The sequence below is a fragment of the Nannocystis pusilla genome, assembly GCF_026626665.1.
GTDB lineage: Bacteria > Myxococcota_A > Polyangia > Nannocystales > Nannocystaceae > Nannocystis > Nannocystis pusilla.
The window spans coordinates 5,664,214-5,687,323 of sequence record NZ_JAPNKE010000002.1 but is presented as its reverse complement, the minus strand read 5'-3'; the positions used below and the strand labels follow the sequence as shown (position 1 = coordinate 5,687,323).

Annotated in this window: 15 protein-coding genes; 5 read left to right on the top strand and 10 right to left on the bottom strand. The window is 73.2% G+C overall.

The features are described 5' to 3' along the window. Window positions 1-95: 95 nt before the first annotated feature. The 4 genes from OV079_RS25210 to thyX all read right to left on the bottom strand — a co-directional run bounded on the left by OV079_RS25210 (window position 96) and on the right by thyX (window position 5,591). Complete coding sequence (locus OV079_RS25210) at window positions 96-719, bottom strand: SOUL family heme-binding protein (RefSeq protein WP_267771411.1); 624 nt, start codon at window positions 717-719, stop codon at window positions 96-98. 340 nt (window positions 720-1,059) lie between these two features. Then, on the bottom strand, window positions 1,060-3,531 hold the full coding sequence (locus tag OV079_RS25205; RefSeq protein ID WP_267778636.1) for a hypothetical protein: 2,472 nt from the start codon (window positions 3,529-3,531) through the stop codon (window positions 1,060-1,062). Continuing rightward, window positions 3,495-4,163 carry a hypothetical protein gene (locus tag OV079_RS25200; protein ID WP_267778890.1) on the bottom strand — a complete coding sequence of 223 codons (669 nt, stop codon included), beginning with the start codon at window positions 4,161-4,163 and terminating at the stop codon, window positions 3,495-3,497. Before OV079_RS25200 ends, OV079_RS25205 begins: the two co-directional genes overlap by 37 nt. Window positions 4,164-4,700: 537 nt before the next feature. Further along, window positions 4,701-5,591 (bottom strand): FAD-dependent thymidylate synthase, encoded by an 891-nt coding sequence (thyX, locus tag OV079_RS25195; RefSeq protein ID WP_267771409.1) that lies wholly within the window; start codon window positions 5,589-5,591, stop codon window positions 4,701-4,703. 58 nt (window positions 5,592-5,649) lie between these two features. On the opposite strand from thyX, the gene OV079_RS25190 reads away from it, so the two are divergent. Next, complete coding sequence (locus OV079_RS25190; protein WP_267771408.1) at window positions 5,650-6,645, top strand: TonB family protein; 996 nt, start codon at window positions 5,650-5,652, stop codon at window positions 6,643-6,645. 22 nt (window positions 6,646-6,667) lie between these two features. Here OV079_RS25190 and OV079_RS25185 read toward each other — a convergent pair whose 3' ends face one another. The 5 genes from OV079_RS25185 to ndk form a co-directional block, all read right to left on the bottom strand. After that, complete coding sequence (locus tag OV079_RS25185) at window positions 6,668-6,910, bottom strand: helix-turn-helix transcriptional regulator (protein WP_267771406.1); 243 nt, start codon at window positions 6,908-6,910, stop codon at window positions 6,668-6,670. Beyond that, complete coding sequence (locus OV079_RS25180; RefSeq protein WP_267771404.1) at window positions 6,907-7,911, bottom strand: hypothetical protein; 1,005 nt, start codon at window positions 7,909-7,911, stop codon at window positions 6,907-6,909. Before OV079_RS25180 ends, OV079_RS25185 begins: the two co-directional genes overlap by 4 nt. Before the next feature lie 384 nt (window positions 7,912-8,295). Next, window positions 8,296-11,457, bottom strand: a complete 3,162-nt coding sequence (locus OV079_RS25175) for a serine/threonine-protein kinase (protein WP_267771402.1) — start codon at window positions 11,455-11,457, stop codon at window positions 8,296-8,298. Between the two features lie 69 nt (window positions 11,458-11,526). After that, on the bottom strand, window positions 11,527-12,678 hold the full coding sequence (rlmN, locus tag OV079_RS25170) for a dual-specificity RNA methyltransferase RlmN (protein WP_267771400.1): 1,152 nt from the start codon (window positions 12,676-12,678) through the stop codon (window positions 11,527-11,529). 28 nt (window positions 12,679-12,706) lie between these two features. Beyond that, a complete protein-coding gene (gene ndk, locus OV079_RS25165; protein ID WP_267771399.1) occupies window positions 12,707-13,126 on the bottom strand; it encodes a nucleoside-diphosphate kinase in 420 nt (139 codons plus the stop codon). 147 nt (window positions 13,127-13,273) lie between these two features. Here ndk and OV079_RS25160 point away from each other — a divergent pair, with 147 nt between their 5' ends. After that, window positions 13,274-13,840, top strand: coding sequence for a hypothetical protein (locus OV079_RS25160; protein ID WP_267771398.1), 567 nt, complete (start codon window positions 13,274-13,276; stop codon window positions 13,838-13,840). 78 nt (window positions 13,841-13,918) lie between these two features. Then, on the top strand, window positions 13,919-14,494 hold the full coding sequence (locus OV079_RS25155; RefSeq protein ID WP_267771396.1) for a hypothetical protein: 576 nt from the start codon (window positions 13,919-13,921) through the stop codon (window positions 14,492-14,494). Window positions 14,495-14,547: 53 nt separating this feature from the next. Here the strand turns inward: OV079_RS25155 and OV079_RS25150 are convergent, their stop codons facing one another. Continuing rightward, window positions 14,548-16,143, bottom strand: a complete 1,596-nt coding sequence (locus tag OV079_RS25150) for an ABC transporter substrate-binding protein (RefSeq protein ID WP_267771395.1) — start codon at window positions 16,141-16,143, stop codon at window positions 14,548-14,550. Between the two features lie 168 nt (window positions 16,144-16,311). On the opposite strand from OV079_RS25150, the gene dnaE reads away from it, so the two are divergent. Further along, complete coding sequence (dnaE, locus tag OV079_RS25145; RefSeq protein ID WP_267771394.1) at window positions 16,312-19,983, top strand: DNA polymerase III subunit alpha; 3,672 nt, start codon at window positions 16,312-16,314, stop codon at window positions 19,981-19,983. Window positions 19,984-20,163: 180 nt separating this feature from the next. Beyond that, entirely contained in the window at window positions 20,164-22,872 is a 2,709-nt protein-coding gene (locus tag OV079_RS25140) for a serine/threonine-protein kinase (protein WP_267771393.1), read from the top strand. The last annotated feature ends 238 nt before the right edge of the window (window positions 22,873-23,110 follow it).

Sequence of the window (23,110 nt, the reverse complement as noted above, 5' to 3'; positions counted from 1 at the left end):
TCCCGAGCTCCACGGGCCCTCTTCGCGCGGTGCTCTTCGCGGTCGTCGGCCGCCTTCGGGGCTGGATGTCCTCGGGGACAGGTTCGAGTGGGAGGTCAGCGCGGCTCGAGCTCGACCAGGGCCTCGTTGCGCTTGGCGAACGGGAGGGTGAACGGGGCGTCGTACTGGGCCCAGTAGACGTCCTCGGCGATCCGCCAGCGCGGGTTCTTGGCGAGCGCGGCGAGCAGGCGCTGGCGCGAGTCCTCGCGCTTGTTCTCCGAAGAGTTGCCGCGGTAGCGCAGGGCGGCGACCGTGCGGGCGGGCTCGTGGATCAGCTCGATCGCCGGGTCGTCGGGGCGGGGCGCCTCGGAGGTGAAGAGGTCGTTGGACAGGAAGAAGGCGACGGTCCAGCCGCGGCCGCCGGGCTTCTGCAGGACCGGGCTCGTCATCGCCATGCGCTCGCCCTCGGCGTGCTGCTCGACCGGGACGGTCATCGACATGCGGATCTGCTTGCTGTTCTCGCCGAAGATGTAGCGGGCGAGGCGGTCGAAGGCCTCGTCGACGGCCTTGTCGTGCTCGCCCTCGATCGTCAGGCGGGCCAGCAGCGCCGGCTTGTAGTGGCGGATCTCCACGTCGTCGATCGTCTCGACCACCTCGTACTTCGGCTGCTCTTCGAGGCGGATCCCGAAGAACCCGGGGACGGACTTGAGGAGCTCGGTGAACGGAATCTTGGTCAGCATGGGCTCGTACCCCTCGCGTGCCGCTGTCTACGACCGTCCGCCGGGCTCGCAAGCCGGGCCGGGGTTTGTCCGCGGCGCTGTCGGGCCCGGAGCGCCGTGCCCGGGGCGTTCCAGCGGGGTCATGAAGGCGGCCGTCGTCGAGCTCGGTGTCCGATCGCGCCGCGTGCGCGGGCGGCTCCCGACGCGCGGGCGAGGACGCGATCGCGCGGCTCGGTCGGCTCACACGCGGCGGCACGGCCGGCTCGGAGCGCGAGGGGAGGGCGCGGCGCCGTATGGCTTGGAGGGCATGTTAGCGAGGGCATGCTCCGGAGGACATGTCTTCATGGGCATGTCGTTCGGGTCAGTGGCGGCTGCGACGGATGTAGAGGTGCTCGCCGCCCGGGGGCAGGCCGACGAGGTCGGGGTGGCGATCGCCGTCGATGTCGGGGTAGGCGACCGCGGTGAACGGGCCCGCGGCGATCTTGATGCGCGTGGGCCCGTCGTCGCGGCGCAGCCACACGAACGTCGCCTTCGGCTCGGTGACGGTGAGGTCGTAGCGGCCGTCGCCGTCGGCGTCCGCGGCGGCCAGCAGGAGCCCGGCGTCGTCCTCGACCAGGGCGACGCGCCGCTCGGGATCGCCGTCCTCGTGGCGGTAGATCGTGGGGCCGTCCTGCGTCACCAGCTCGACGCGGTGGTCGGCGCCGAGCGGCGCGAACCGGGCCCGGCTGCCGCGCAGGCCGACCGCGTCGGCCCAGGCGCGCGCGCCCTCGTTGCGCACGAGCACGGGAGGCAGCTCCATGGGGTCGAACAGGACGTCGGGGTCGCCGTCGCCGTCGACGTCGCCGAGCTGGAAGCCGGCCTGGTCCTGCAGCGGCAGCTCGAAGGCGGTCTGCCAGGCGGCGAAGGCGAACGGCGTGGCGGTGCCGTAGGCGATGTCGAGCTTGATGACGTCCCAGATGTAGAAAGCGAGGATGTCGGGGTGCGCGTCGCCGTCGATGTCGGCGATCGCCAGGCCGTTGATCGTCCCGGTGCGCTCGGTTTCGAAGGCGAGCGTTTCCTCGGCGAGCCGCGGATGCACGTGGAAGGCGTGGATCCTGTCGATGATGCTGGCCGTGATCACTTCGGCGGCGCCGTCGCCGTCGAGGTCGCCGGTGGCGAGGCCGCGGCTCCAGCCGAGGAAGGTGACGCCCTCGCTGCGGGCGAGCGGGTCGCTGTCGCTGCCCCAGCTCCAGGCGATGCCCTCCTGGGTGAGGAGCGCGAGGTCGTCGACGCTGTCGGCGTCGAGGTCGTCGGCGAACAAGTCGAGGACGCCGCCGTGCAGGGCGAACCTTTCCCCGCTCGGGACCGGCCGCGTCACCTCGCGCACGATGTGGCTGGCGGCGCTGTCGTATGCGAGCTCGGCGAGGTCGAACTGAGCGTCAGGCCGCGACGCCGGCGCGAACGCGACGCCCTGCGAGAACTCGTGCTCGACGAGCTCGTCGGCGAAGGTCCCGTCGCCGCGGCCCCGCTGGTACGTGAGGGTGCGGTGGTCGAACCGCATCGCGTCGAGCAGCTCGTCGCCGTCGAGGTCGTGGAGGTGGGTCGGGGCGAACTGCTCCTCGATGGTCGTGACCGGCGCGCCGTCGGCGAGGCCGTCGATGCGGGCCCGCGTATGCCCGTCGCCGAAGAACACCTCGAGGTCGCCGTCGCCGTCGAGGTCGGCGGCGGCGAGGTCGTCGACCGCGAAGGGCACGAGGCCGAGCAGGTCCTCGAGCTCGTGCTCGAAGTCCGGCTCGTAGGCGTCGCCGGCGGGCTTCAGGTGCGCGAGCACCTGGACCTCGTCGCGGCGACCGAGGAGGAGCGGCTCGTCGACGCCGTCGGCATCGAGATCGACGGCCACCATGGCGTCGACGAACATGCCGTCGAGCGCCGCAGCGACCGTGAGCTGGGCGTCGGGGTCGAAGCGGAGCAGCCGCGCTCCGGCCACCTCCTCTTCCCCGTAGGCCTGCGGGATCGGCAGCACCGCGATCGCCGGCGGGAGATCGGGGCCGACCCGCAGCGGCACGAGGGTGCGCGGCGGGATGTCGACCGGGAGGCGCGGCCCGGCGAGGAACTGGCCGTCCTCGGCGGCGATCAGGGCGCGGACGTCGTCGCCTTCGTCGAAGACGATGTCGTCGCGCCCGTCCCCCGAGACGTCGACGATCAGCATCGCCGTCGGGGTCGCGTCGAGGTCGAGCAGGGGCACCGGATCGAAGCCGCGGTCGGCGCGGCCGCGAAACAGGTGCAGATGCTTGCCGGACGCGGCGGCGAAGTCGAGCAGGTGATCGTCGTCGAGGTCGCCGGTGGCCAGCGAGAGCGCGTCGTCGGGAGGAGGCAACAGCGGGCTGCGCCACACCTCGATCGGCACGAATGCGGGCTGCCAGGTCCGGCGACGCAGGGAATTGGTGCTGCCGACGAGCAGCTGATCGCCGGGGCCCTTGCCGATCCACCGGGTGAGATCGAGCGCTTGCTCGACGCGCCCGAGCCAGGCCGCGCCCTTGCCGACCCACGTGGCGAGCGCGTCGTCCTGGGGGACGCTGACGCTCACCAGGCCGCTCGCCGCGGCGGGGCTCGCGGCCAGGCCGGCGGTCGGATGGGCGGTGAGGGCGATCGGCAGGGCGGTGGGGCTGGAGAAGCGCCCCTGACCGTCGTTGCGGTGGAACAGCACGGTCCGGGTGGCCACGTTGCGAGCGACCGCGTCGAGGTCGCCGTCGCCGTCGTGGTCGACGAGCGCGAGGTAGAACTCGCCCTGCGACGACGGACTGGCGACGGGCGGCTTCAGCGAGCCGTCGCCCGCGCCGCGCAGCACCTGCAGCGCCTCGCCGAAGTAATCGATGACGACGAGGTCGAGGCGGCCGTCGCCGTCGACGTCGCCGACCTCGACGTCGGCCGGGTCCTGGCCGGCCGGCCACTCGCGCAGGGCGCCGGTCCGGGGATCGACGACGACGACCGCCGCACCGCGGACGGCGACGACGAGCTCGGGGCGCCGTCGCCGTCGAGGTCGGCGGCGTCGAGGCTGCTCGGAGCGTCGCTCAGCGGGATGTCGCGGCGCCGCGCCAGCCGACCGTCGGCGTCCATGCCGAAGATCGCGATCTGCGGCGGGTGCATCAGCGCGACGGCCACCTCGCCGGGCAGAGCGGCCAGCGCCCACGGCCTCTCGACCAGCTCGAGGCTCGAGCGAAAGGCGCGGAGGTCGGTGCCGCGGGCGAGGGTGAGCTTCAAGCCGTCGCGCGAGAGCACGACGGCCTCGTCCTCGCCGTCACCGTCGAAGTCGACGAGGACGGCGGCGTCGACCGGGGTCGTTCGCAGCTGCCATTGGCCGTCGTCGAGCGGGTCGCACCACCAGGCGTGCGGTCCGCACGGGTCCTCGTTGCAGGCGACGCCCACGAGCAAGCCGAGCGCCGCGAGACCGAGGATCCGTGGGGCCGAGCTCCGAGGCGGTGCCATGCAGTCCGCAGAGGGTGAACGGCCGGACGACCGCAGGCAAGCGCGAGGCCGCTGCGAGCGGGCCGGGGCGCGAAACGAGCGTCCGCGGGAGCGACGCGGCGGTCCACGGCAGGACAGGCCTGGCCGCCGGCGTGGTGGGACCGGGGCGACGAGGGCCGAATCGCTCGGCAGGTCGCCGCGCAGGCGAGCGCATGGGCGTGTCTTCGAGGACATGTCCTTCGGGGCACGATCGGAGCCGCGCGCGTGAGGGGCCGCGCGACCTCGCAACCGGCTCGACTCGCGCGCCGCAGTCGGCGTCGGTCGACTCGCGCAGGACCAGCACGTTCGAGACGACGCGCCCGCGGACCCTTCTGCAGCGGGCGTGCCGCGGGTCGCGCGGGTCGCGTCTCGGCGTCGCAGCTGGCCTCGAGCACGGGGGCGTCGAAGGCGAGGTCGCCGACGGCCGGGGCCGCGAGTGCCGCCTGTCCCGGGCGCGGCCGGGACAGGCGGCTGTCCGCAGGGACATGCCCTCGCGGGCATGTCCTCACGGGCATGTCTTCAAGTACCTGACTCTTCGGTCAGCGCGCGCACGCGGGCCAGCTTGTCGAGGAACTCGCGCAGCTCGCGGCCCTGCAGGCCGGCATGGGCGGCGGCCTCGTCGGCGGAGGCGCCGCGGAGCAGGTGCGACAGGGCCACGCCCTCGACGCGGGTGAACGGCAGGGCCTCGCGGCGGTAGTCGACGAAGGCCTCCCACGACAGCGGGACCCACGCCTGGACGAACCCGGCCATCGCCTCGGCGAACAGGCGGATCTCGACCTGGGCGTGGGGGTCGAGGCGGAGGTCGAGGAAGTGCAGCAGGTTGTGCAGGTCGATCTTCCAGATCCACTGGGTGTAGAGCGACACCGGCAGCAGGGTGCGGGCCAGCTCGCGGGCGATCCCGAGCTCGCCGGCGAGGGTCTGGTAGTCGGCGTAGAGCTGCTCGTGGCGGGTGTGCAAGAGGGCGCGCACCCGCTCGCGCAGCTTGGCGGGGACCGCGGTGTCGGCGTCGCGGCCCTGGCGGTTGGTGGTCGACTGCAGGGTCACGTGCTCCAGCGCCGGCACGTAGAACTCGTCGGGCGCCTCGCTGTAGCGCAGCGACATCTCGTTGACGTTGGCCGTCCGGTGGCGGATCCACTGGCGGGCCACGAAGATCGGCATCTTGCAGCGGAACTTGACCTCGCACATCTCGAACGGCGTGGTGTGCCGGTGGCGCATGAGGTAGCGCAGCAGGCCGCGGTCGTCGTGGACCTTGCGCGTCGACGGGCCGTAGCTGACGCGAGCGGCCTGGACGATATCGATGTCGTTGCCCATGTAGTCGATCGGCTGGACGAACCCGAGGTCGAGGACGGGGACCTCGCGCCCCAGCAGGGCCTCGGCGCCGGGAGAGAGCGGGCGGGCGGTGACGGTCATCGGCCGCAGGGTATACCGCAGCCGATGGCGGCCGAGGCGGCTATACTGGGGGCGTCTCATGCCACGCGCGCGCGACAACTCGGGGCTCCGCCTGGTGGGCTTCATGCTGCTCGCGTCGCTGCTGGTGCATCTCCTCATGTGGCCGCTGGGCGACGAGATCATCGGGATCGGCTGGGACGCGCCGCCGCTCCCGCGCTCCGAAGGCTGGATGGACGTGGCGCTGGTGCCTCCGGAGGAGGAGCCGCCGCCGGAGGCCGAGGCGCAGCCGCGCGAGGCGCCGAAGGGCCGCCTCATCAAGCAGGACCGCGTCCACAAGGAGAAGGCGCCCGACGACGCCAAGTACCTGTCGGAGTTCGACCAGTCGGTCGACAAGGAGACCCGCGCGCCCAACGTGCGGCCGACGCCGGGCGGGCTGCCGATGCTGCCGGGACACTCGCCCGACGCCGACAACTCGCCGAAGAAGCAGCCGTCGCCGCAGCAGGCGCCGAGCGTGCGCGAGGGGCTGCAGCCGGAGGGCCCGCAGGTCGACCCGGGGGCGTTCGGGCCGCTGCCGCTGTCGCCCGGGCGACCCGCGGCCGGCGGCAACCCGGGGCTGCGCGGCAACCCGGGGGCGATGGAGCGGGCGCTCGGCCAGGCCGGGACTTTCGACTCGATCGACAAGAACGTGCCCGAGGGCCCCGACAACGCCCTCAACTCGCGGCGCTGGAAGTACGCGTCGTTCTTCAACCGGGTCCGCGACAGCGTGGCCGACCACTGGGCCCCGGGCCCGCTGCACGAGCGCCGCGCGTCCGACAGCATGAAGGTCGGCACCAAGTCGTGGGTCACGTCGCTCTACATCCGCCTCAACGCCGACGGATCGGTCCACAAGATCTCGATCGACCGGCCGAGCGGGCTCGGCTACCTCGACGAGGAGGCGATCCGGGCGGTGCGCGCGGCGGCGCCGTTCAACAATCCGCCGGCCCAGCTGGTCGACCCACGCACGAACCTGATCGAGTTCGGGTTCGCCTTCGAGTTCGAACAGAACGGCGGGCAGATCCAGCGCTACTTCCACTGACGGGTCAGTGGAAACTGAGGCGTCAGTGGATCTCGAGGTCGTCGGGTCGCGCGCCGAGCAGGCGGCGCCTCAGCCACTCCTGGATGGTGACGCGGTCGAAGTAGAGGCGCCTTCCGAGGCGGACGACCCCGGGGATCTGGTTGCGAAAGACGCGGTCGTAGACGGCGCGCCGCGAGCAGTGGAACCACACGGCGAGGTCGTCGGCGGTCAGGAGCGGTGATTCGGTCTCCAGCTTCGGCGGGCCGCTCGCCCGAACCTTCCTCATCGCGGTCTCCTCCTGGGGCCCGACGTTAGCCGGCCGACCGCGCGGCCGGCAACCGTCAGCGACGCGTGAGCGCCTCGAAGCGGGCCCAATCGGCGGAGGTGAGGATCGCGTCGACGCCGGGGCGCTGGCGCAGGCCCTCGAGCAGGAGCTCGGCGGTGGTCGACTCGAGGAGGGCGGCGGTGATCCACCGGCGCGCGCGTCGGGTCGCGCAGGCGGATGCTGGCGTCGACGAGGCGGCGGAGCACGTACTTGCGCATGTGTTGATCCTCCGCCACCTCGAGCAGCGAGAGCGCGGCCTCGAGGTCGCGCACGGACAGGTCGTCGCGACCGGCGCGCTGCCAGGCGAGCCCGCGCAGCAGCAGGGCGCTGCGGTGGTGGCGGAGCGCTTCGGGTCCGCCGTGCGCGGGCGGCTCGCGCGGGAGGTCGGCGAGGTCGGCGAGGTGATGACGGATCCGCGCCGGGCGCCACAGGATCTCGTTGCGGCCGGGGTCGAGGAAGATGTCGTAGAGCGCGGGCCCGAGCGCGCGCTTGGCCGCGAGCAAGAAGTTGTCCGGGTCGCGCATCAGTCGCTGGCTCAGGCGCGCGTGGAACGGGTGGTCTTCGGGCAACCCGGCGAGCGAGCTGCGCAGGTGATCGGCGGCCTCGTCGAGGCGACCGGCGCGGGCCAGGAGATCGATGCGCCACAGCGCCTCGGGGCTGGCGACCGGGGCGGCGGCGAGGCGCTCCAGGGCCGCTTCGATCTCCTCTTCCGCGACCAGGCGGGCGACGGCGAGCGACGGATCTGCCGGCGGCGGGTCGGCGCGGCGCAGGCCGGACAGCTCGACCGCGAACACCTGCAGGTCGGCGACGCTGTCCGGTTGGACAGGTCGATTGAGCACCCGCAGGCGCAGCGGGCCGGGCGGCGGCGGCTTGATGGGGTGCTTCGTCAGCACCCGCCGCGGCTCGCCGCCGTCGAGGGCGATCTCGAGGTGGGTGGTGCCGAGGTCGGGGAAGTGGCGCATGCCGAGGCGGAAGCGGCGCGCCTCGCCGGGCTGGATCGTGCCGGCCCAGTAGGCGGTCGCGCCGTTCGGCCCGGTGATCGGGAAGACCTCCTGGTCGGGCCGCTCGGACCGGTTGTGCGACTCGAAGCGGACGCCGAGGTAGACGTCGTCGCTGTCGACGGGGGTGAGGGCGATCGCCAGGTTGGTGCCCCACTCGAGGTCGCCGAGCGCGCCGTCGACGGTCAGGGCCGCGGTGCCGCCGTCCCACTCGAGCGGGTACTCGGCGATGAGCTGCTCCGAGGATGTCTGAAGGGACAGGCTCCGATCGCCCGGGCTGCGGGCGAACGACAGCGGGTCGTAGATCCGCCAGGCGGGGTCGAGCGGGCGGTCGAAGCGGAGCGCGAGCTAGGGGCGCTCGGCGGTGGCGCGGCGGAGGGTGTCGAGCTCGGCCTCGGCCTCGCGACGGACCCGCAGGTCGAGGCCGGGCAGGGCGGCGCGCCGGATCGCCAGCTCGAGCGCCGCGGCGTAGTCGCCGAGCTCGCGCCGGCTGGCGATCGCCCCCGCGAGCGCGCCGGCGGCCTGGTCGGGCCGCGCGGCGGCGGCGAGGTAGTGCTCGGCAGCCGCGGCGTGCTCGCCGGCGGCGGCGTAGAGATCGGCTGCCCGCAAGAGCATGTCCTCATGGGCATGTCCCGAAAGACGGGCGATGGCGGCCAGCTCGTCGGCGCTGCGCCGCGGCAGGCCGAGCGCGGCCAGCTCCTCGGCGTGGCGCCAGGCGTCGATCAGCGCGGGATCGTCGACGTCGCCGATCGGGCGGGCCTCCGGCGCGGGCCGGGCGATCGCGGGCAGCGGGACGTCGCCGGCGCCGACGATGAAGTAGCTGTCGGGGGCGCCGGGCAGCGTGACCAGCAGCTCGGCGGCCGGGTCGGCGTCGAAGTTGGCGACCGCGCGCAGGTACATGTTGCTGAGGTGCAGCGGCTCCTGCAGGGCCTCGCCGTCGCTGCGGTAGAGCACGAGCTCGGGCGGGGCGAGTGCTAGGAGATCCTCGACGCCGTCGCCGTCGAAGTCGCCGTCGTACAGCCAGCGCGGCGTGCCGCCGCGCGAGCGGTCCTCGGGGGCCGGGATGAACTGCCGGGTCGCGAGCGCGTCGCCGTCGAGCGCGAGGATGTAGATGCCGGCCGGCTCGCCGTACGGTCGGGCCTCGGAGAAGCGGCCCGGGGCGGCGTACTCGTCGACCTTGGTCGCGGCGATCCGCAGCTCCCCGCCGATCTGCAGCAGCTTCACCGACTCGATGAAGCCGAGGCTGCGGCGGGCGAGCAGGCGCAGCTGGCCGTCGTCGCCGGCCGACAGCACGCGCAGGTCGTAGGCCGACCACGGCCCGGCGGCGACGACGAGCTCGGGGCGGCCGTCGCCGTCGAGGTCGCCGGCCTCGATCGAGCCGATGTCGGAGCCGGCGGCGTCGGTCGGCGGGTGCGGCGAGCGGTACTGCCACTGGCCTGCGGGGTCGAGGTCGAGCTGCCGCAGCCGGCGGGCGTAGGGACCGCTGCCGGTGTAGAGGGCGGGGTGGCCGTCGCCGTCGAGGTCGGCGACGGCGTAGCCGAGGATCGCGCTGTCGGTCCACTGGTACAGCGGGGCGCCGCCGCCCGCGGGATGGAGGCCGTAGCGGACGATGGCGTCGCCGGGGGCGCCCGGGTTGGCGACGCCGAGCAGCAGCAGCGGGGCGCCGGTCAGCGCGGGCGGCACGATCCGCGGGGCGACGGCGAGGGGGCCGGTCGAGACCTCGGCCAGGCGGGTGAGGTTCGTGTCGGCGCGCAGCACCACCGCCGACCCGCGCTGGTCGGCGTGGGTGGCCAGCTCGAGCCGGCCGTCGCCTTCGAGGTCGCCGACGATGAACTCGTGGTCGCTGCCCGGGCTCTGGCCGATCGCGGTGCGCGAAATGGATGTCCCAAAGGACATGTTCTCGAGGGCATGTCCGTAAGCTCGGCGCGGGTCGTCGGCCGGGAGGCGGCCCAGGGCGGCGCGGGCGGCCGGGAAGTCGCGGCGGTCGAGGGCGGCGGCCAGGCGCAGGCCGGCGAGCTGGGGGTCGTCGGCGAGCTCGGGGGCGTGGGCGTCGAGGGCGGCCAGAGCGGCGGCCGAGGCGGTGAAGTTGCGGCTGTCGGCCAGGCGCAGGGCGAGGTTGCGCAGCGCGGCGGCCTGGTCCTCGTGGGTGCGCGCGGCGATGTAGGCGCCGGCGTGGGCGTCGATGGCGGCGGCCGGGTCGGTCTGGGCCTCGCCCCACTCGCGATAAGCGCGGGCGAGCGCCGCGGTGCCGCGGTTGTCGGGCAGGGCGGCGAAGGCGGCGAACAGCCGCGCGGCCTCGTCGCGCTTGCGGGCGACGGTCAGCGCGGCGAGCTGCTCGCGGAGGACGTCGAGGCGGGCGTCGGCGCGGCGCTCGTGGGCGGCGCGGACGAGGGCGCGGGTGGCCGCGACGCCGCCGAGGACGACGACGACGGTGGCGGCCACGGCGACGGCGATCTGCAGCAGCCGCCGGCGCCGCTGCCGGCGCTCGGCCTCGGGGTCGTGGGCGAGCAGCGCGAGCAGCTCGGCCATGCCGGAGTAGCGGCGCGCGGGGTCCTTGGCCAGGCCGCGCAGCAGGACGGCGTGCAGCCACTGCGGCACGCTGGTCGGGTCGGGCGAGACCGGCGGCGGCTCGGCGTGGAGGACGTGCTCGGCGAGGACCTCGAGGGTGTCGCCGGTGAACGGCCGCCGGCCGTGCAGCGCCTCGTAGAGGGTGACGCAGAACGCGAACTGGTCGCTGGCCGCGGTGGCCGGCTCGCGCCGCAGCTGCTCGGGGGACATATAGGCCGGGGTGCCGATCAGCGCGCCGCTGCCGGCCAGGGTCGCCAGCGCGTCGGCGGTGGCGAGGGGGCCCATGGCCTTCGAGACATGTCCCGAAGAACTAGTTTTTCCGCGGCGGGTGGCGAGGCCGAAGTCGGCCACGCGGACGCGGCCGTCGGCGCCGACGAGGACGTTGCTCGGCTTGAAGTCGCGGTGGACGAGGCCGACGTCGTGGGCCGCGCGCAGGCCCTCGCCGGCCTGGCGCAGGGCGTCGACGATCTCGCGCCAGCTGCGGGGCGCGTAGGTCAGCCAGCGCTGCAGGTCGACGCCGTCGACGTACTCCATGGCGATGAAGACGGCGCCGGAGAACTCGCCGGCCTCGTGGACGGCGACGACGTTGGGGTGGGCCAGGCGGGCCAGCGCCTGGGCCTCGCGCAGCAGCTGGGCGCGGCCGAACGAGGGGTCGTCGCGGCGGCTGGTCTGGACCAGCTTGAGCGCGACGCGGCGGTCGAGCTCCTCGTCGTAGCCGGCGTAGACGACGCCCATCGCCCCGCGGCCGACCTCGCGCAGGATGACGAACCGGCCGATCCGCAGCGGCCCGGCGGCCTCGCGCTCGGCCGGGGTGTCCCACTGCGGCTCGGCGCTGACCACCGTCGCCAGCGGGTCGGGCTCGGGCCGCGCCGGCGGGGCGGTGGTCTCGTCCAGCTCCGGCGCGCCGGAGCGGGGCGCCTGGGTGTCTCCGAGGCCGGCCACGTCGGGCCGCAGGCTACCACGCCGGCCGGCCGGGCCCCACGCGCGGATTCGGCCGGCGCGGTCCTGGAGCTATGGCGTTTGGGACATGTCGGAAGGGACATGTCCCGAAGGCTGGCCGCCGGACAGCGCCAGCTGGCCGCAGGCGGCGCCGATGTCGTCGCCGCGCGGGGTGCGGACGTAGGCGCGCAGACCGGCGGCGCGGCACAGGTCGAGGAAGCGGCGCACGCGGGCCGCGCTCGGCCGGCCGTAGGGGGCGTGCGGATGCGGGTTGAACGGGATCAGGTTGATCTGGCAGCGGATGTCGCCGACCAGCGCGGCCAGCCGGCGCACGTCGTCGTCGCTGTCGTTGACGCCGGCGAGCAGGACGTACTCGAAGGTGACGTAGCGGCGCCGGTGCGGCGGGACCGAGCGGACCGCGGCCAGCAGGGCGGCGATGTTCCAGCGGGTGTTGATCGGCATGACCTCGTCGCGCACCGCGTCGGTGGTGGCGTTGAGGCTGATCGCCAGGCCGACCTCCTTGGCCAGCGGGTCGCCGGCGAACCGCTCGATCGCCGGGACCAGGCCCGAGGAGGAGATCGTGATCCGCCGCGCCGCGAGTCCGGCGCCGTCGGGGTCGGTGAGCAGCTCGATGGCCCGCCGCACCTGGTTGTAGTTGTGCAGCGGCTCGCCCATGCCCATGAAGACGATGTTGGTGATCCGCGGCGCGTACTCGCCCCCATCGCGGGCCAGCAGGTCCTGGGCCTGGTAGACCTGGTCGACGATCTCCCAGGTCGCGAGGTTGCGCTGGAAGCCGAGGCTGGCGGTGGCGCAGAACCGGCACGTCAGGGCGCAGCCGACCTGCGACGAGACGCACTGGGTGTAGCCGCGCTCGTCGTTGGGGATGAGCACGCTCTCGATCGACTGGCCGTCGGCGGTGACGAGCCGCAGCTTGCGCGTGCCGTCGCGGGCGTGCAGCACCGCGCCGACGTCGAGCCGCCGCAGGCTGGCCTGGGCGGCCAGGCGGGCCCGGTCGGCGGCTGGCACATCGGACATGGCCGAAAAGTCAGGGACGCGCCGGCCGTGCAACCAGCGGAACAGCTGGCCGGCGCGGTGGCGCGGGGCGCCCTCGAGGTGGCTCGAGAGCCAGGCGGCCAGGCCGTAGCGATCGAGGTCGCGCAGGTTCGGCGGCCCCTCCTTGGGGAGGCCGCGCGCAGGAGCGCGGATGGCGACGAGCTGGCTCATGGGACAGGTGACGGCAAGAGCCCGCGGCTCACAGGCCGGCGAGCTCGAGGCCGCTGAAGAAGAAGCCGATCTCGTAGGCGGCGGTCTCGGGCGCGTCGGAGCCGTGGGTGGCGTTGCGCTCGATGCTGGTGCCGTAACGGCCGCGGAGGGTCTCCTTGCCGGCCTTGGTGGCGTCGGTCGGGCCCATCAGGCCGCGCCAGCGGGCGATCGCGTCCTCACCCTCGAGCACCATGGCGACCACCGGACCCTCGGTCATGAAGGTGACGAGGCTGCGGAAGAACGGGCGGGCGGAGTGGACCGCGTAGAAGCCCTCGGCCTGGGCGGTGGAGAGGCGGAGAGCCTTGATCGCGACGAGGCGCAGGCCGGACTCCTGAAGCGCGGCGAGGATCCCGCCCTGGTGACCGGCGGCGACGGCGTCAGGCTTGATGATGGCGAAGGTGCGTTGCATGCGATTCGTGGCGCGGAGGCTAGCAGAGGCGCGCGGGGCGTAAAGAGGCGGGCGCGTGACGGGGCGCAAGTCTCGCCTGTGCGCCGCGTCGCCGGGCCTGCGGCGGCGGATTGCGGCGCGGACGAGTGCGGTCACAGTAGCCGGTCGATGCGCTGGGCGGCACTCCTCGGGCTGTCGATCGGGCTGCTGCCGGCGCCGGCCGGGGCCGAGCCGCCGTGCCCGGCCTGGCGCGAGGGACAGGCGATGAGCTGCTTCCGCGGCTACGTGCGCGCCGACCCGGCCGCGTTCGTGCTCGCCAGGGACCGCCCCGGGGCGGCGATCGGCGGCTCGATCGGCGCGTTCCGGGCCCGCGGCGGGTTCGCCGTCGCGTTCGGCGGGCGCGTCGGCTACGACATGGTCGACCGCCGGGCCAGCGGCTTCGACCGTACGCTCCACCTGTCGCCGGAGCTGCGGCTCGGCGCGGTCAACCAGCGCGCGTTCGGCTACGTGCTGGTCCGCGGCGGCTACAGCCACCGCTTCGAGATCCCGAGGCCCCGCCCGGAGTTCGGCGGGCCGGCGGACGCGTATCACTACGGGCTCGGGGTGGGCATCTGGGGCCGCGTGGGCCAGCGCCTGCTCGTCGGGGCCGAGGGCGCGCTCGACCTGGTGCAGTTCAAGGGCCAGGGCGTCGCCGAGACGCTGTTCCTGTCGCTGACGTTCGGCTCGTGGCTGTAGCAGGTGCTGTGAAAGACATGTCCTAAGGAGCATGTCGAAGCCTTGAGGCGGCGGCCGGTTCGTGTCACATTCGATCCTGTGATCGGCGCGCTGGTGATGATGATCTTGGCGTGGAGCTCGGCGCCGGACCCGTGCCCGACCTGGTCCGAGAGACAGACGATGGACTGCATGCGCGGCTACGCGAGCGTGTCGCCGGTCGGCCTGACGCTCCCGCGAGAAGGGGTCGGGCTGGCCGCGGGCGCGGCGGTCGGCCTGTTCCGCGCGCGGGGGCGGTTCGGGGCGGGGCTCGGGCTCCGCTTCGGCTACGGCCTGGTGCCCCGCCCGCGCGAGATCCCGAGCCACCGCGAGCACCGCCTGGCGGCCGGGCCGGAGCTGCGCCTCGGCCTGGCGCTGCCGCAGGTGTTCGCGTTCGTGCTGGCCCGCGGCGGCTATTCGCGGCAGATCGTCGCGTGGGAGCTCGGCTACCGCACGTCGATCCTGGAACCTCCGCCGGGCGGCCACGGCGGGCACGTCGGCGGCGGGCTCGGGGCGTGGGGGCGGATCGGCCGCCGGCTGCTGGTCGGCGGCGAGGTCGCGGTCGATGCGGTGAAGATCGCCGACCGCGCGTGGCAGCCGCAGGCGTCGTTGTTGCTGACCCTCGGGGCATGGCTCTGAAGGCATGCTCCAAAGGACATGTCTTTTTGGGCATGCCCTGAGCGGCATGTCCTTCAGGGCATGTCCGGGCAGAGCAGCTCGACGCGCAGGCCGGCCAGCGGGTGGCGGACCAGGCCGCCGAGCCAGCGCTGGTGGAGGTACCACGCGCTCGGCTGATCGATCGGGCGCACGGGCAACTGCTCGCCGAGGATCGCCTGCAGGCGGAGGGCCGCGGCGTCGCGGGCGGGGCCGGGCGGCAGGGCGGCGAAGGCGGCGTAGGCGGCGTCGTAGGCCGGGTCGCAGAAGCCGGCCAGGTTGTCGGCGGCGGCGCAGGTCAGCGACGACAGAAAATTGCTCGGGTCGAGGTAGTCGGCCTCGAAGCGGAGGCCGAACATATGGGCCCCGGCGCGCAGGCCCGGGTCGAACAGGAAGTTGTCGCGCGCGGTGAAGCGGAGGTCGACGCCGAGCGGGCGCAGGAACTCGCGCAGCAGCGCCGCCTCCTGCCGCTCGGGCTCGCTGGGTCCGCCCCAGTAACTCAATAAAAATGTCCTTCCGGACAGGCCGGCGTCGGCGAGGATCTGCAGCGCCCCGTCGAGGTCGGGCTGCGGCGGGGCGGCGTCGAGGTCGAGGCGCGGCGAGACCTCGCGCGGGAGCACGCTGGCGCTGGCCTCGGCCCACGCGCCGTTGCGCACGACCTCGAGGTAGCGCGGCACGTCGACGGCGCGGGCGATCGCCCGCCGCAGCGCCAGGTTCTCGCGCGCGCGGGCCGGATCGGGGTGGTGGCCGATCTCGGGGCTCGCCATGTTGAAGTAGAGCAGGTCGACCGCGGCGACCGGGAACTTCTCGAGACCTGTCCCTGGGGGCAGGGCCCCGGGGACAGGTCGGCCGAGCGCCACGACCTCGGCGAACTGCGCCTGGCCGGGCACCAGCGCCGCCAGCTCGCCGGCCTGGAAGGCGCGCAGGGCCGGCTCGCCGTGCTGGAAGTGGGTGAGGACCACGCGCGGGGCCGCCGGCGCGTGCGTACACGGCAGCGGCGGGCGGTCGGGCGGCTGCGGGTACGGGCGCGGCGCGCGGCCGTCGTCCGCGACGAGCACCGCGCTGCGCGGGAACTCGCTGGCCGCGTGGTCGAAGCGGTAGGGGCCGCTGCCGACCGGGTGCCGGGCGAAGCGCGGGCGCTCGGGGCCGGAGCCGTCGTAGTAGTCGGCGCACTCGGGCGGGACGATCGACAGCGCCGGGTGGGCGAGGATCGCCGCGAACTCCGGCTGCGGTCGCGTGAGGCGGATGGTCACGGTGCCGGCGGCGTCGTCGAAGACGATCGGCGCGGGCGCGGCGGTCGGGGTCCGGTGCCAATCGTCGAGCCCGGCGACGCGGCCGGCCAGCAGCGACCAGGCCGCGTGCTTGCCGGGGGTGATGCGCAGGAGCGAGGCGGCGACGTCGCCGGCGCGGACCGGGCGTGCCTGGTCTTTGAGACAGGTGTCGCCGTGGAACCGCGGACCCTCCCGCATGCGCAACGAATAAGTGAGACCGTCCGCGCCGATCTCCGGCAGGTCGGCGAGCAGCTCCGGCACGAGGCGCGGGGGATCGGCGTGGGGATCCCAGTCGAGGAGCGTGTCGTAGATCTGTGAGGTGAGGCGGCGGCTGACAGCGTCGGTCGCGTCGGCTGGATCCAAGGAATAAAACCCGGTCTCCAGGGTGAGGTGAACCGTGCGTCCGCCGGGGTTTTGCGGGGTCGATCCCGCTGCGCCGTTACCGCTGTCGACCTCGGTGTGACGAGAGCATGCGACGAGCATGAAGGCGAGGCACGCGAGCGCGGCGCGAGGCGTGGTAAGCCTTCGCCCATGGCAGCCGACGGCAGCATCCAGGGCGGGAGCGCAGACTTCGCCCACTTGCACCTGCACTCGCAGTACAGCCTGCTCGACGGAGCGATCCGCACGAAGGACCTGTGCAAGATCGTCAAGCAGCGGGGCATGAGCGCCGTCGCCGTCACCGACCACGGCAACATGTTCGGCGCGCTGCAGTTCTACCAGGAGGCCAAGGCCGTCGGCGTCAAGCCGATCTTCGGCTGCGAGGCCTACGTGTCCGACGGCGACATGAACGCCAAGACGGACCGGAAGAACTACCACCTGGTGCTCCTGGCCCGCGACCTGACCGGCTACAAGAACCTGCAGTTCTTGGTCTCGAAGGGCCACCTCGAGGGATTTTACTACAACCCGCGGATCGACCGGAAGATCCTGCGCGAGCACAGCGAGGGGCTGATCGGGCTGTCGGCGTGCCTGGGCGGCCACATCTCGCGCCTCATCAACGGCGGCGACATGGACGCCGCGCGCCAGACGGTGCTCGAGTACAAGTCGATCTTCGAGCCGGGCTCGTACTACCTCGAGCTGCAGCCGAACGGCATGGCCGACCAGGAGCGGGTCAACGCCGCGCTGGCGCAGCTGTCGATCGACTGCGGCGTGCCGCTCGTCGCCACCAACGACTGTCACTACGTCAACCAGGACGAGGCCCACGCGCACGAGGTGCTGATGTGCATGGGCCAGGGGCGCACGCTCGACGACCCCAAGCGGATGAAGCACGAGTGCGACGCGTTCTACATCAAGACGCCCGACCAGATGCTGAGCTACTTCGGGTCGAACTACCCGAGCGCGTTCGAGAACGCCGGCGAGATCGCCCGCCGCTGCAACGTCGAGCTCAAGCTCGGCAAGCCCGAGCTGCCCGACTTCAAGCTGCCCGAAGGGACAGAAGAGGACCTGCCCGGCTACCTGCGCAAGGTGGCCCACTCGGGCCTCGAGGAGCGGTTCGGCGAGCTGCAGCGGCGCGGCCAGGCGTTCGACCCCGACCAGTACCGCCAGCGCCTGGACTACGAGCTCGGGGTCATCACCCAGATGAAGTTCCCGGGCTACTTCCTGATCGTCTGGGACTTCATCCGCCACGCCAAGAAGATCGGCGTGCCGGTCGGCCCCGGCCGCGGCTCGGGCGCCGGCAGCCTGGTCGCCTACGCGCTGCGGATCACCGACCTCGACCCGATCCAGTACAGCCTGCTGTTCGAGCGCTTCCTCAACCCGGAGCGCATCAGCATGCCCGACTTCGACATCGACTTCTGCATGGACCGGCGCGAGGAGGTGATCCGCTACGTCACCGAGCGCTACGGGTCGGCGCGGGTCGGCCAGATCGCCACGTTCCACAGCCTCAAGGCGCGCGGCCTGGTGCGCGACGTGTGCCGCGTGATGGGCCTGCAGCCGTCGGAGGCCAACGAGATCGCCAAGCACGTGCCCGAGGGGCCGAAGGTCACGCTGTCGATGGCGATGGCCGACCCCGAGCCGATGAAGGAGAAAGCCAAGGAGAGCGCCGAAGCGGCGGCCAAGCTGTCCGACGCGATCATGATCGCCGAGGCCGCCAGCAAGCTGCGCCTGCGCGCCCGCGAGGACGGGCGCGTCGCCGAGGTGCTGAAGATTGGCCAGGCGCTCGAGGGCCTGAACCGCCACGCCGGCATGCACGCGGCCGGCATCGTCATCGGCAACCGCGACCTGTGGGAGCACGTGCCGTGCTTCCAGGCCGACGGCAAGATCGTCACCCAGTTCACGATGACGGACGTCGAGCTGGCCGGCCTGGTGAAGTTCGACTTCCTCGGCCTCAAGACGCTGACGGTGCTCGACACCGCGGTCCGCCTCATCAACAACTTCCGACCCGCGGACGACCCGTTCGACCTCGGCGCGATCCCCATGGACGACGCCGGCGTCTACGAGATGATCAGCCGCGGCGACACCACCGGCGTGTTCCAGCTCGAATCCTCGGGCTTCAAGGACCTGCTGAAGAAGCTGCGCCCCGACTGCTTCGGCGACATCGTCGCCGCGGTCGCGCTGTACCGCCCGGGCCCGCTCGAGGGCGGCATGGTCGACCAGTTCATCGACTGCAAGCACGGCCGGCGCGCCATCGAGTACCCGCACGAGCTCTTGACCGAGGTCCTCAAGGAGACCTACGGCGTGTTCGTGTACCAGGAGCAGGTCATGCAGGCGGCGCAGGTGCTGGCCGGCTTCTCGCTCGGCGCGGCCGACATGATGCGCCGCGCGATGGGCAAGAAGAAGAAGTCGGAGATGGACAAGCAGCGCGCCTTGTTCGTCGAGGGCTGCGCCAAGGCGTCGAACATCCCCAACGCCAAGGCCGAGGAGATCTTCGACCTCATCGACAAGTTCGCCGGCTACGGCTTCAACAAGTCGCACTCGGCGGCGTACGGCCTCATCACCTACCAGACAGGCTACCTCAAGCACCACTTCCCGGCCTCGTTCATGGCGGCGCTGATGACCTGCGACAAGTCGAACAACGACAACGTCGTCAAGTTCATCGCCGAGGCGCGCGCGATGGGCCTCGTGGTGCTGTCGCCCGACATCAACGAGTCGGGCCGCGACTTCTCGGTGGTCCGCCGCCAGCGCGCGGTCGAGGGCTCCGCTTCACAGCCCTCCGGGCTTGATTTCGAGGAGCAGATCCGCTTCGGCCTGGCCGGCATCCGCGGCGTCGGCGAGAACGCGGTCGACGCGATCCTGGCCGCGCGCACGGCCGAGGGCCCGTTCACGTCGCTGTTCGAGCTGTGCCGCCGCGTCGACCTCAAGAAGGTCAACAAGCGCACGCAAGAAGGCCTGGTCTGCGCCGGCGCGCTCGATGCGATCGCGGCCAAGCGCGGCCGCGCGTGCCTCCACGCCGCCGTCGAACGGGCGATCGAGCAGGGCCAGGGGGCCTCGCGCGACCGCGCCGCGGGCCAGTTCGGCCTGTTCGACGCGATCGCCGACTCGGCGCCGGTCTACAGCGAGGAGTACCCGGAGGTCGAGCCGTGGGAGCCGCGCGAGGAGCTGCTCAAGGAGCGCGAGGCGCTCGGCTTCTACCTCACCGGCCACCCGCTCGACCGCTACCAGCAGGACGTCGACAAGCACGCCACCTGTCGCACGGGACAGATCGAGGCCAAGCACAACGGCCAGGAGGTCACGATCGCCGGGGTGATCTGCGACCTCCGCGAGGTCCAGACCCGCAGCGGCAAGGGGGCGATGGGCTTCTTCCAGCTCGAGGACCAGTTCGGCCGCGTCGAGTCGGTGGTGTTCCCCAAGACCTACGCGCGCGCCGACGAGGCGACCGGCCTCAGCCTCGGCGAGCGGCTGGCGCAGATCGGCAGCGAGCCGGTGTTCGTGACCGGCAAGTGCGAGGTCGAGACCAGCGAGGACGGCGAGGCCAACAAGTTCAAGATCCTCGTCGAGTCGGTGCAGGAGATCCGCACCCTCCGCGAGCAGTCGACCCGCAAGGTGCTGCTCAAGGTCCCGCTCGAGCTGCTGACGCCCGAGCGGATCCTCCGCCTCAAGCAGATCGTGTCCGACAACGCCGGCACCTGCTCGATGGAGCTCGAGGTGGTGTCCGAGCGCTACGCCGGTCAGGTGGTGTTCGGCGACAAGTTCGGCGTGCGCGCCGACGACAAGCTGATCGCGGCGCTCGAGCGCCTGTTCGGCGCCAAGGTGGCCCGCCTGGCCTGACCGGCGCGGCGTCGCGTGCGGACCTGGCCTCAGGGCCAGGTTCGTCGCGAGCGCGTCACGGGCCGCGCGGCGGCCTCGGCGGGCGCCTGCGCAGATTCACGCGCGTTCGCGTTCGCGGGCGTGCGGGCGCGAGACCTCTTGGGGCCGCGCGGCGAAGCCGGGTATGCTCGCCGGGCCCGCATGCCCGGCGCTCCCGAGGACGACAAGACGCGAGTGGAGGCCGCGCCGCGCGACGAGGGGGACGACCTCCCGCGCCGGATCGGCCGCTTCCACGTGCTCGGTCGCCTCGGCATGGGCGCGCAGGGGCAGGTGCTGCTCGGCTACGACGCCGACCTGAATCGGCGCGTGGCGATCAAGCTGCTGCGCGGCACCGGCGGGCCCGACGAGCGCGACCGCATGCGCCGCGAGGCCCAGGCGCTGGCGCTGCTCTCGCATCCCAACGTGGTCCAGGTCTTCGAGGTCGGCGAGTACGCCAACACGCTGTACCTGGCGATGGAGTACGTGTCGGGCTCGACGCTGCACACGTGGGTCAAGCACCACTCGCAGCGGGAGATCCTCGGCGCGTATCTTCAGGCCGGTCGCGGGCTGGCGGCGGCCCACAGCGCGGGCCTGGTGCACCGCGACTTCAAGCCGCTGAACGCGATGGTCGGCAAGGACGGCCGTGTGCGCGTGATGGACTTCGGCCTGGCGCGCGGCGAGCTGGCGACGCGCAGCCCGGAGGAGAACACGGTGATGCGCGCGCCGACGGCGGTGCTGTGGAGCGGCGTGACGGAGGCGGGCTCGCTGATGGGCACGCCGGCCTACATGGCGCCGGAGCACTGGAAGGGCGAGGTCGTCGACGCGCGCACCGATCAGTTCGCGTTCTGCGTGGCGCTGTGGGAGGGCCTGTACGGCGAGCGCCCGTACTCGGGCAAGAGCACCGAGGACTTCCGCGCGGCGATCCTCGGCAACAAGCGGCGCGAGCCGCCGGCGAAGGCGAAGGTGCCGTCGTGGCTGCGCCAGGTGATCGAGCGCGGGATGCAGGGCGACCCGGCGCTGCGCTGGCCGTCGATGGCGGCGCTGCTGACGGAGCTCGAGAGCGGGACGCCGCGGCGCCGGCGAAGGTTCGCGGCGGCGGCGTTCCTCGGGCTCGGCGGGCTGGTCACGGGCTCGGTCGCGTACGAGAGCGTGCAGGCGCGCTGGCAGGCGGAGGCCTGCTGGGACGGCGGCCAGGAGCTGGTGCGGCAGTGGCAGGCGGCGCGGCCGGCGACGGAGGCGGCGTTCGTCGCGGCGGCCCCGGCGATCGGCGAGCGCACGTTCCGGCGCGTCGACGCGATCGTCGACGAGTTCACGGCGGCGTGGGCGAGCGCCCGGTCGCGCCTGTGCATGATGCCCCGCATCGACCCGCGCTGGTCGAGCGACCTGGTCGGGCGCGCCGAGGAGTGCCTGCTCGAGACCCGCTGGTCGTTCGAGAGCACGCTCGAGCGCTTCGCGGCGGTCGACGCGGTGGTGGTGCAGCACGCGGTCGCGGCGGTGTCCGACCTGCCGCCGCCGACGACCTGCCTCGATCTGTCGTACCTCGCGCGGCAGTCGCCGCCGCCCGCCGACGAGCAGGTGCGGGCCGAGGTGCTGCGCGTGCGCCAGGCGCTGCGCCAGGTCCGCTCGCTCGGCGCGACCGGCCGGTTCCAGGAGGGCCTCGAGCAGAGCAAGAAGCTCGTCGCCGAGGCCGACGCGGTCGGCTGGCGACCGCTGGCGGCGCTGGCCCGCTTCCGCGCGGCGATGTTCGCCAGCGACGTCACCGACCTCAAACAGGCGGAGGCGTGGCTCGAGGAGGCGATGGTGCTGGCGGCCGAGACGGGCCAGGACTCGCTGCTCGCGGACATCGTCACCGGCATGGCCGACGTGGTCGGCGGTCGCATGGCCCGCCACGAGGAGGGCCTGCGCTGGGCCAAGCTGGCGCAGGCGCTGACGGTGTCGCTGGGCGAGGCCGACACGGTGCGCGGCACGTGGGTGCTCAACATCCTCGGGCTCATCTACCTCGACCAGGGCCGGCTCGACGAGGCCGAGGAGGTGATGGAGCAGATCCTCGCCATCGTCAGCGAGGAGCTCGGCGCCGACGAGCTCGAGATGGCGGGCCCGCTCAACAACCGCGGCAACCTGCACTACCGCCGCGACCGCCTCGAAGACGCGCGCGTCTGCTACCAGCGCGCGCTCGAGCTGTTCGAGCGGATCCTCGGGCCCGAGCACCCGGACGTGGCGCTGGCGCTCGGCAACCTCGCCCGCCTCGCGCTCGACCGCGGCGACCTCGACGGGGCCGAGCGCCTCGGCCTGCGCGCCCTGGCGATCCGCGAGGACTCCAACGGGCCCGAGAGCCTCGAGGCGTCGCACGCCCAGCAGGACCTCGGCAACATCTACCGCGCCCGTGGGGAGTCGGCGAAGGCGCTCGAGCTGCTCGAGCGCGCGGCCGTCGGCGCGGCCAAGGCCCTCGGCGCCGAACACCCGGAGGTCGGCTACGCGCTGCTGAGCCTCGGCGAGCTGCACCTGCAGCGCGGCGACCTCGACAAGGCGGCCCGCTTCTACTCGCGCGCGCTCGGCATCTTCCAGGCGTCCCGCGGGCCCGACCACCTGGACGTGGCGCCGGCGGTGGTCGGCCTCGGCGAGGTCGCGCTCGGCCGCAACCGCCCGAACGAGGCGGTCCGCCAGTTCGAGCGCGCGCTCCAGCTGTACGCGGCCAACGAACGCCCGCGCGACGCCGCGTGGGCCCGCTTCGCCCTGGCGCGCGCCCGCTGGACCCGCAAGGCGTCGCAGGCCGAGGCCCGCGCGCTGGCCCGCGCGGCGGCCGAAGAGCTCACGGCGCTCGGCGCGACGGCCGACCGGGCCGAGGTCGACGCCTGGCTGGCGGGCAAGTAGGATTTTAAAGGGACATGTCGTCTCGGGCATGTTCTAAGCGCCATGTTCGTTGGAACATGTCCGAAGAGACGAAGGCGCGGCGCTGCGGCCGGCGCGCCGAGAGACAGCCGGTGCGGGCGCTGAGCGGGCGCGGCCGACCTGTCCGGCGCGACGGGTCGGCCACGGGCCGGGCAGGCCCAGGGGCTCGGACGCGGCGCACGAGCCGGCCGGCGAGATGCCCTTGGCGAGACTCAGGCCG

Bases quoted from the DNA above. Each gene is read 5' to 3' on its own strand.
- OV079_RS25210 (WP_267771411.1), bottom strand. From the start codon at position 719: ATGCTGACCAAGATTCCGTTCACCGAGCTCCTCAAGTCCGTCCCCGGG.
- OV079_RS25200 (WP_267778890.1), bottom strand. From the start codon at position 4,163: ATGGCACCGCCTCGGAGCTCGGCCCCACGGATCCTCGGTCTCGCGGCG.
- thyX (WP_267771409.1), bottom strand. From the start codon at position 5,591: ATGACCGTCACCGCCCGCCCGCTCTCTCCCGGCGCCGAGGCCCTGCTG.
- OV079_RS25190 (WP_267771408.1), top strand. From the start codon at position 5,650: ATGCCACGCGCGCGCGACAACTCGGGGCTCCGCCTGGTGGGCTTCATG.
- OV079_RS25185 (WP_267771406.1), bottom strand. From the start codon at position 6,910: ATGAGGAAGGTTCGGGCGAGCGGCCCGCCGAAGCTGGAGACCGAATCA.
- OV079_RS25180 (WP_267771404.1), bottom strand. From the start codon at position 7,911: ATGCGCCACTTCCCCGACCTCGGCACCACCCACCTCGAGATCGCCCTC.
- rlmN (WP_267771400.1), bottom strand. From the start codon at position 12,678: ATGAGCCAGCTCGTCGCCATCCGCGCTCCTGCGCGCGGCCTCCCCAAG.
- ndk (WP_267771399.1), bottom strand. From the start codon at position 13,126: ATGCAACGCACCTTCGCCATCATCAAGCCTGACGCCGTCGCCGCCGGT.
- OV079_RS25160 (WP_267771398.1), top strand. From the start codon at position 13,274: ATGCGCTGGGCGGCACTCCTCGGGCTGTCGATCGGGCTGCTGCCGGCG.
- dnaE (WP_267771394.1), top strand. From the start codon at position 16,312: ATGGCAGCCGACGGCAGCATCCAGGGCGGGAGCGCAGACTTCGCCCAC.
- OV079_RS25140 (WP_267771393.1), top strand. From the start codon at position 20,164: ATGCCCGGCGCTCCCGAGGACGACAAGACGCGAGTGGAGGCCGCGCCG.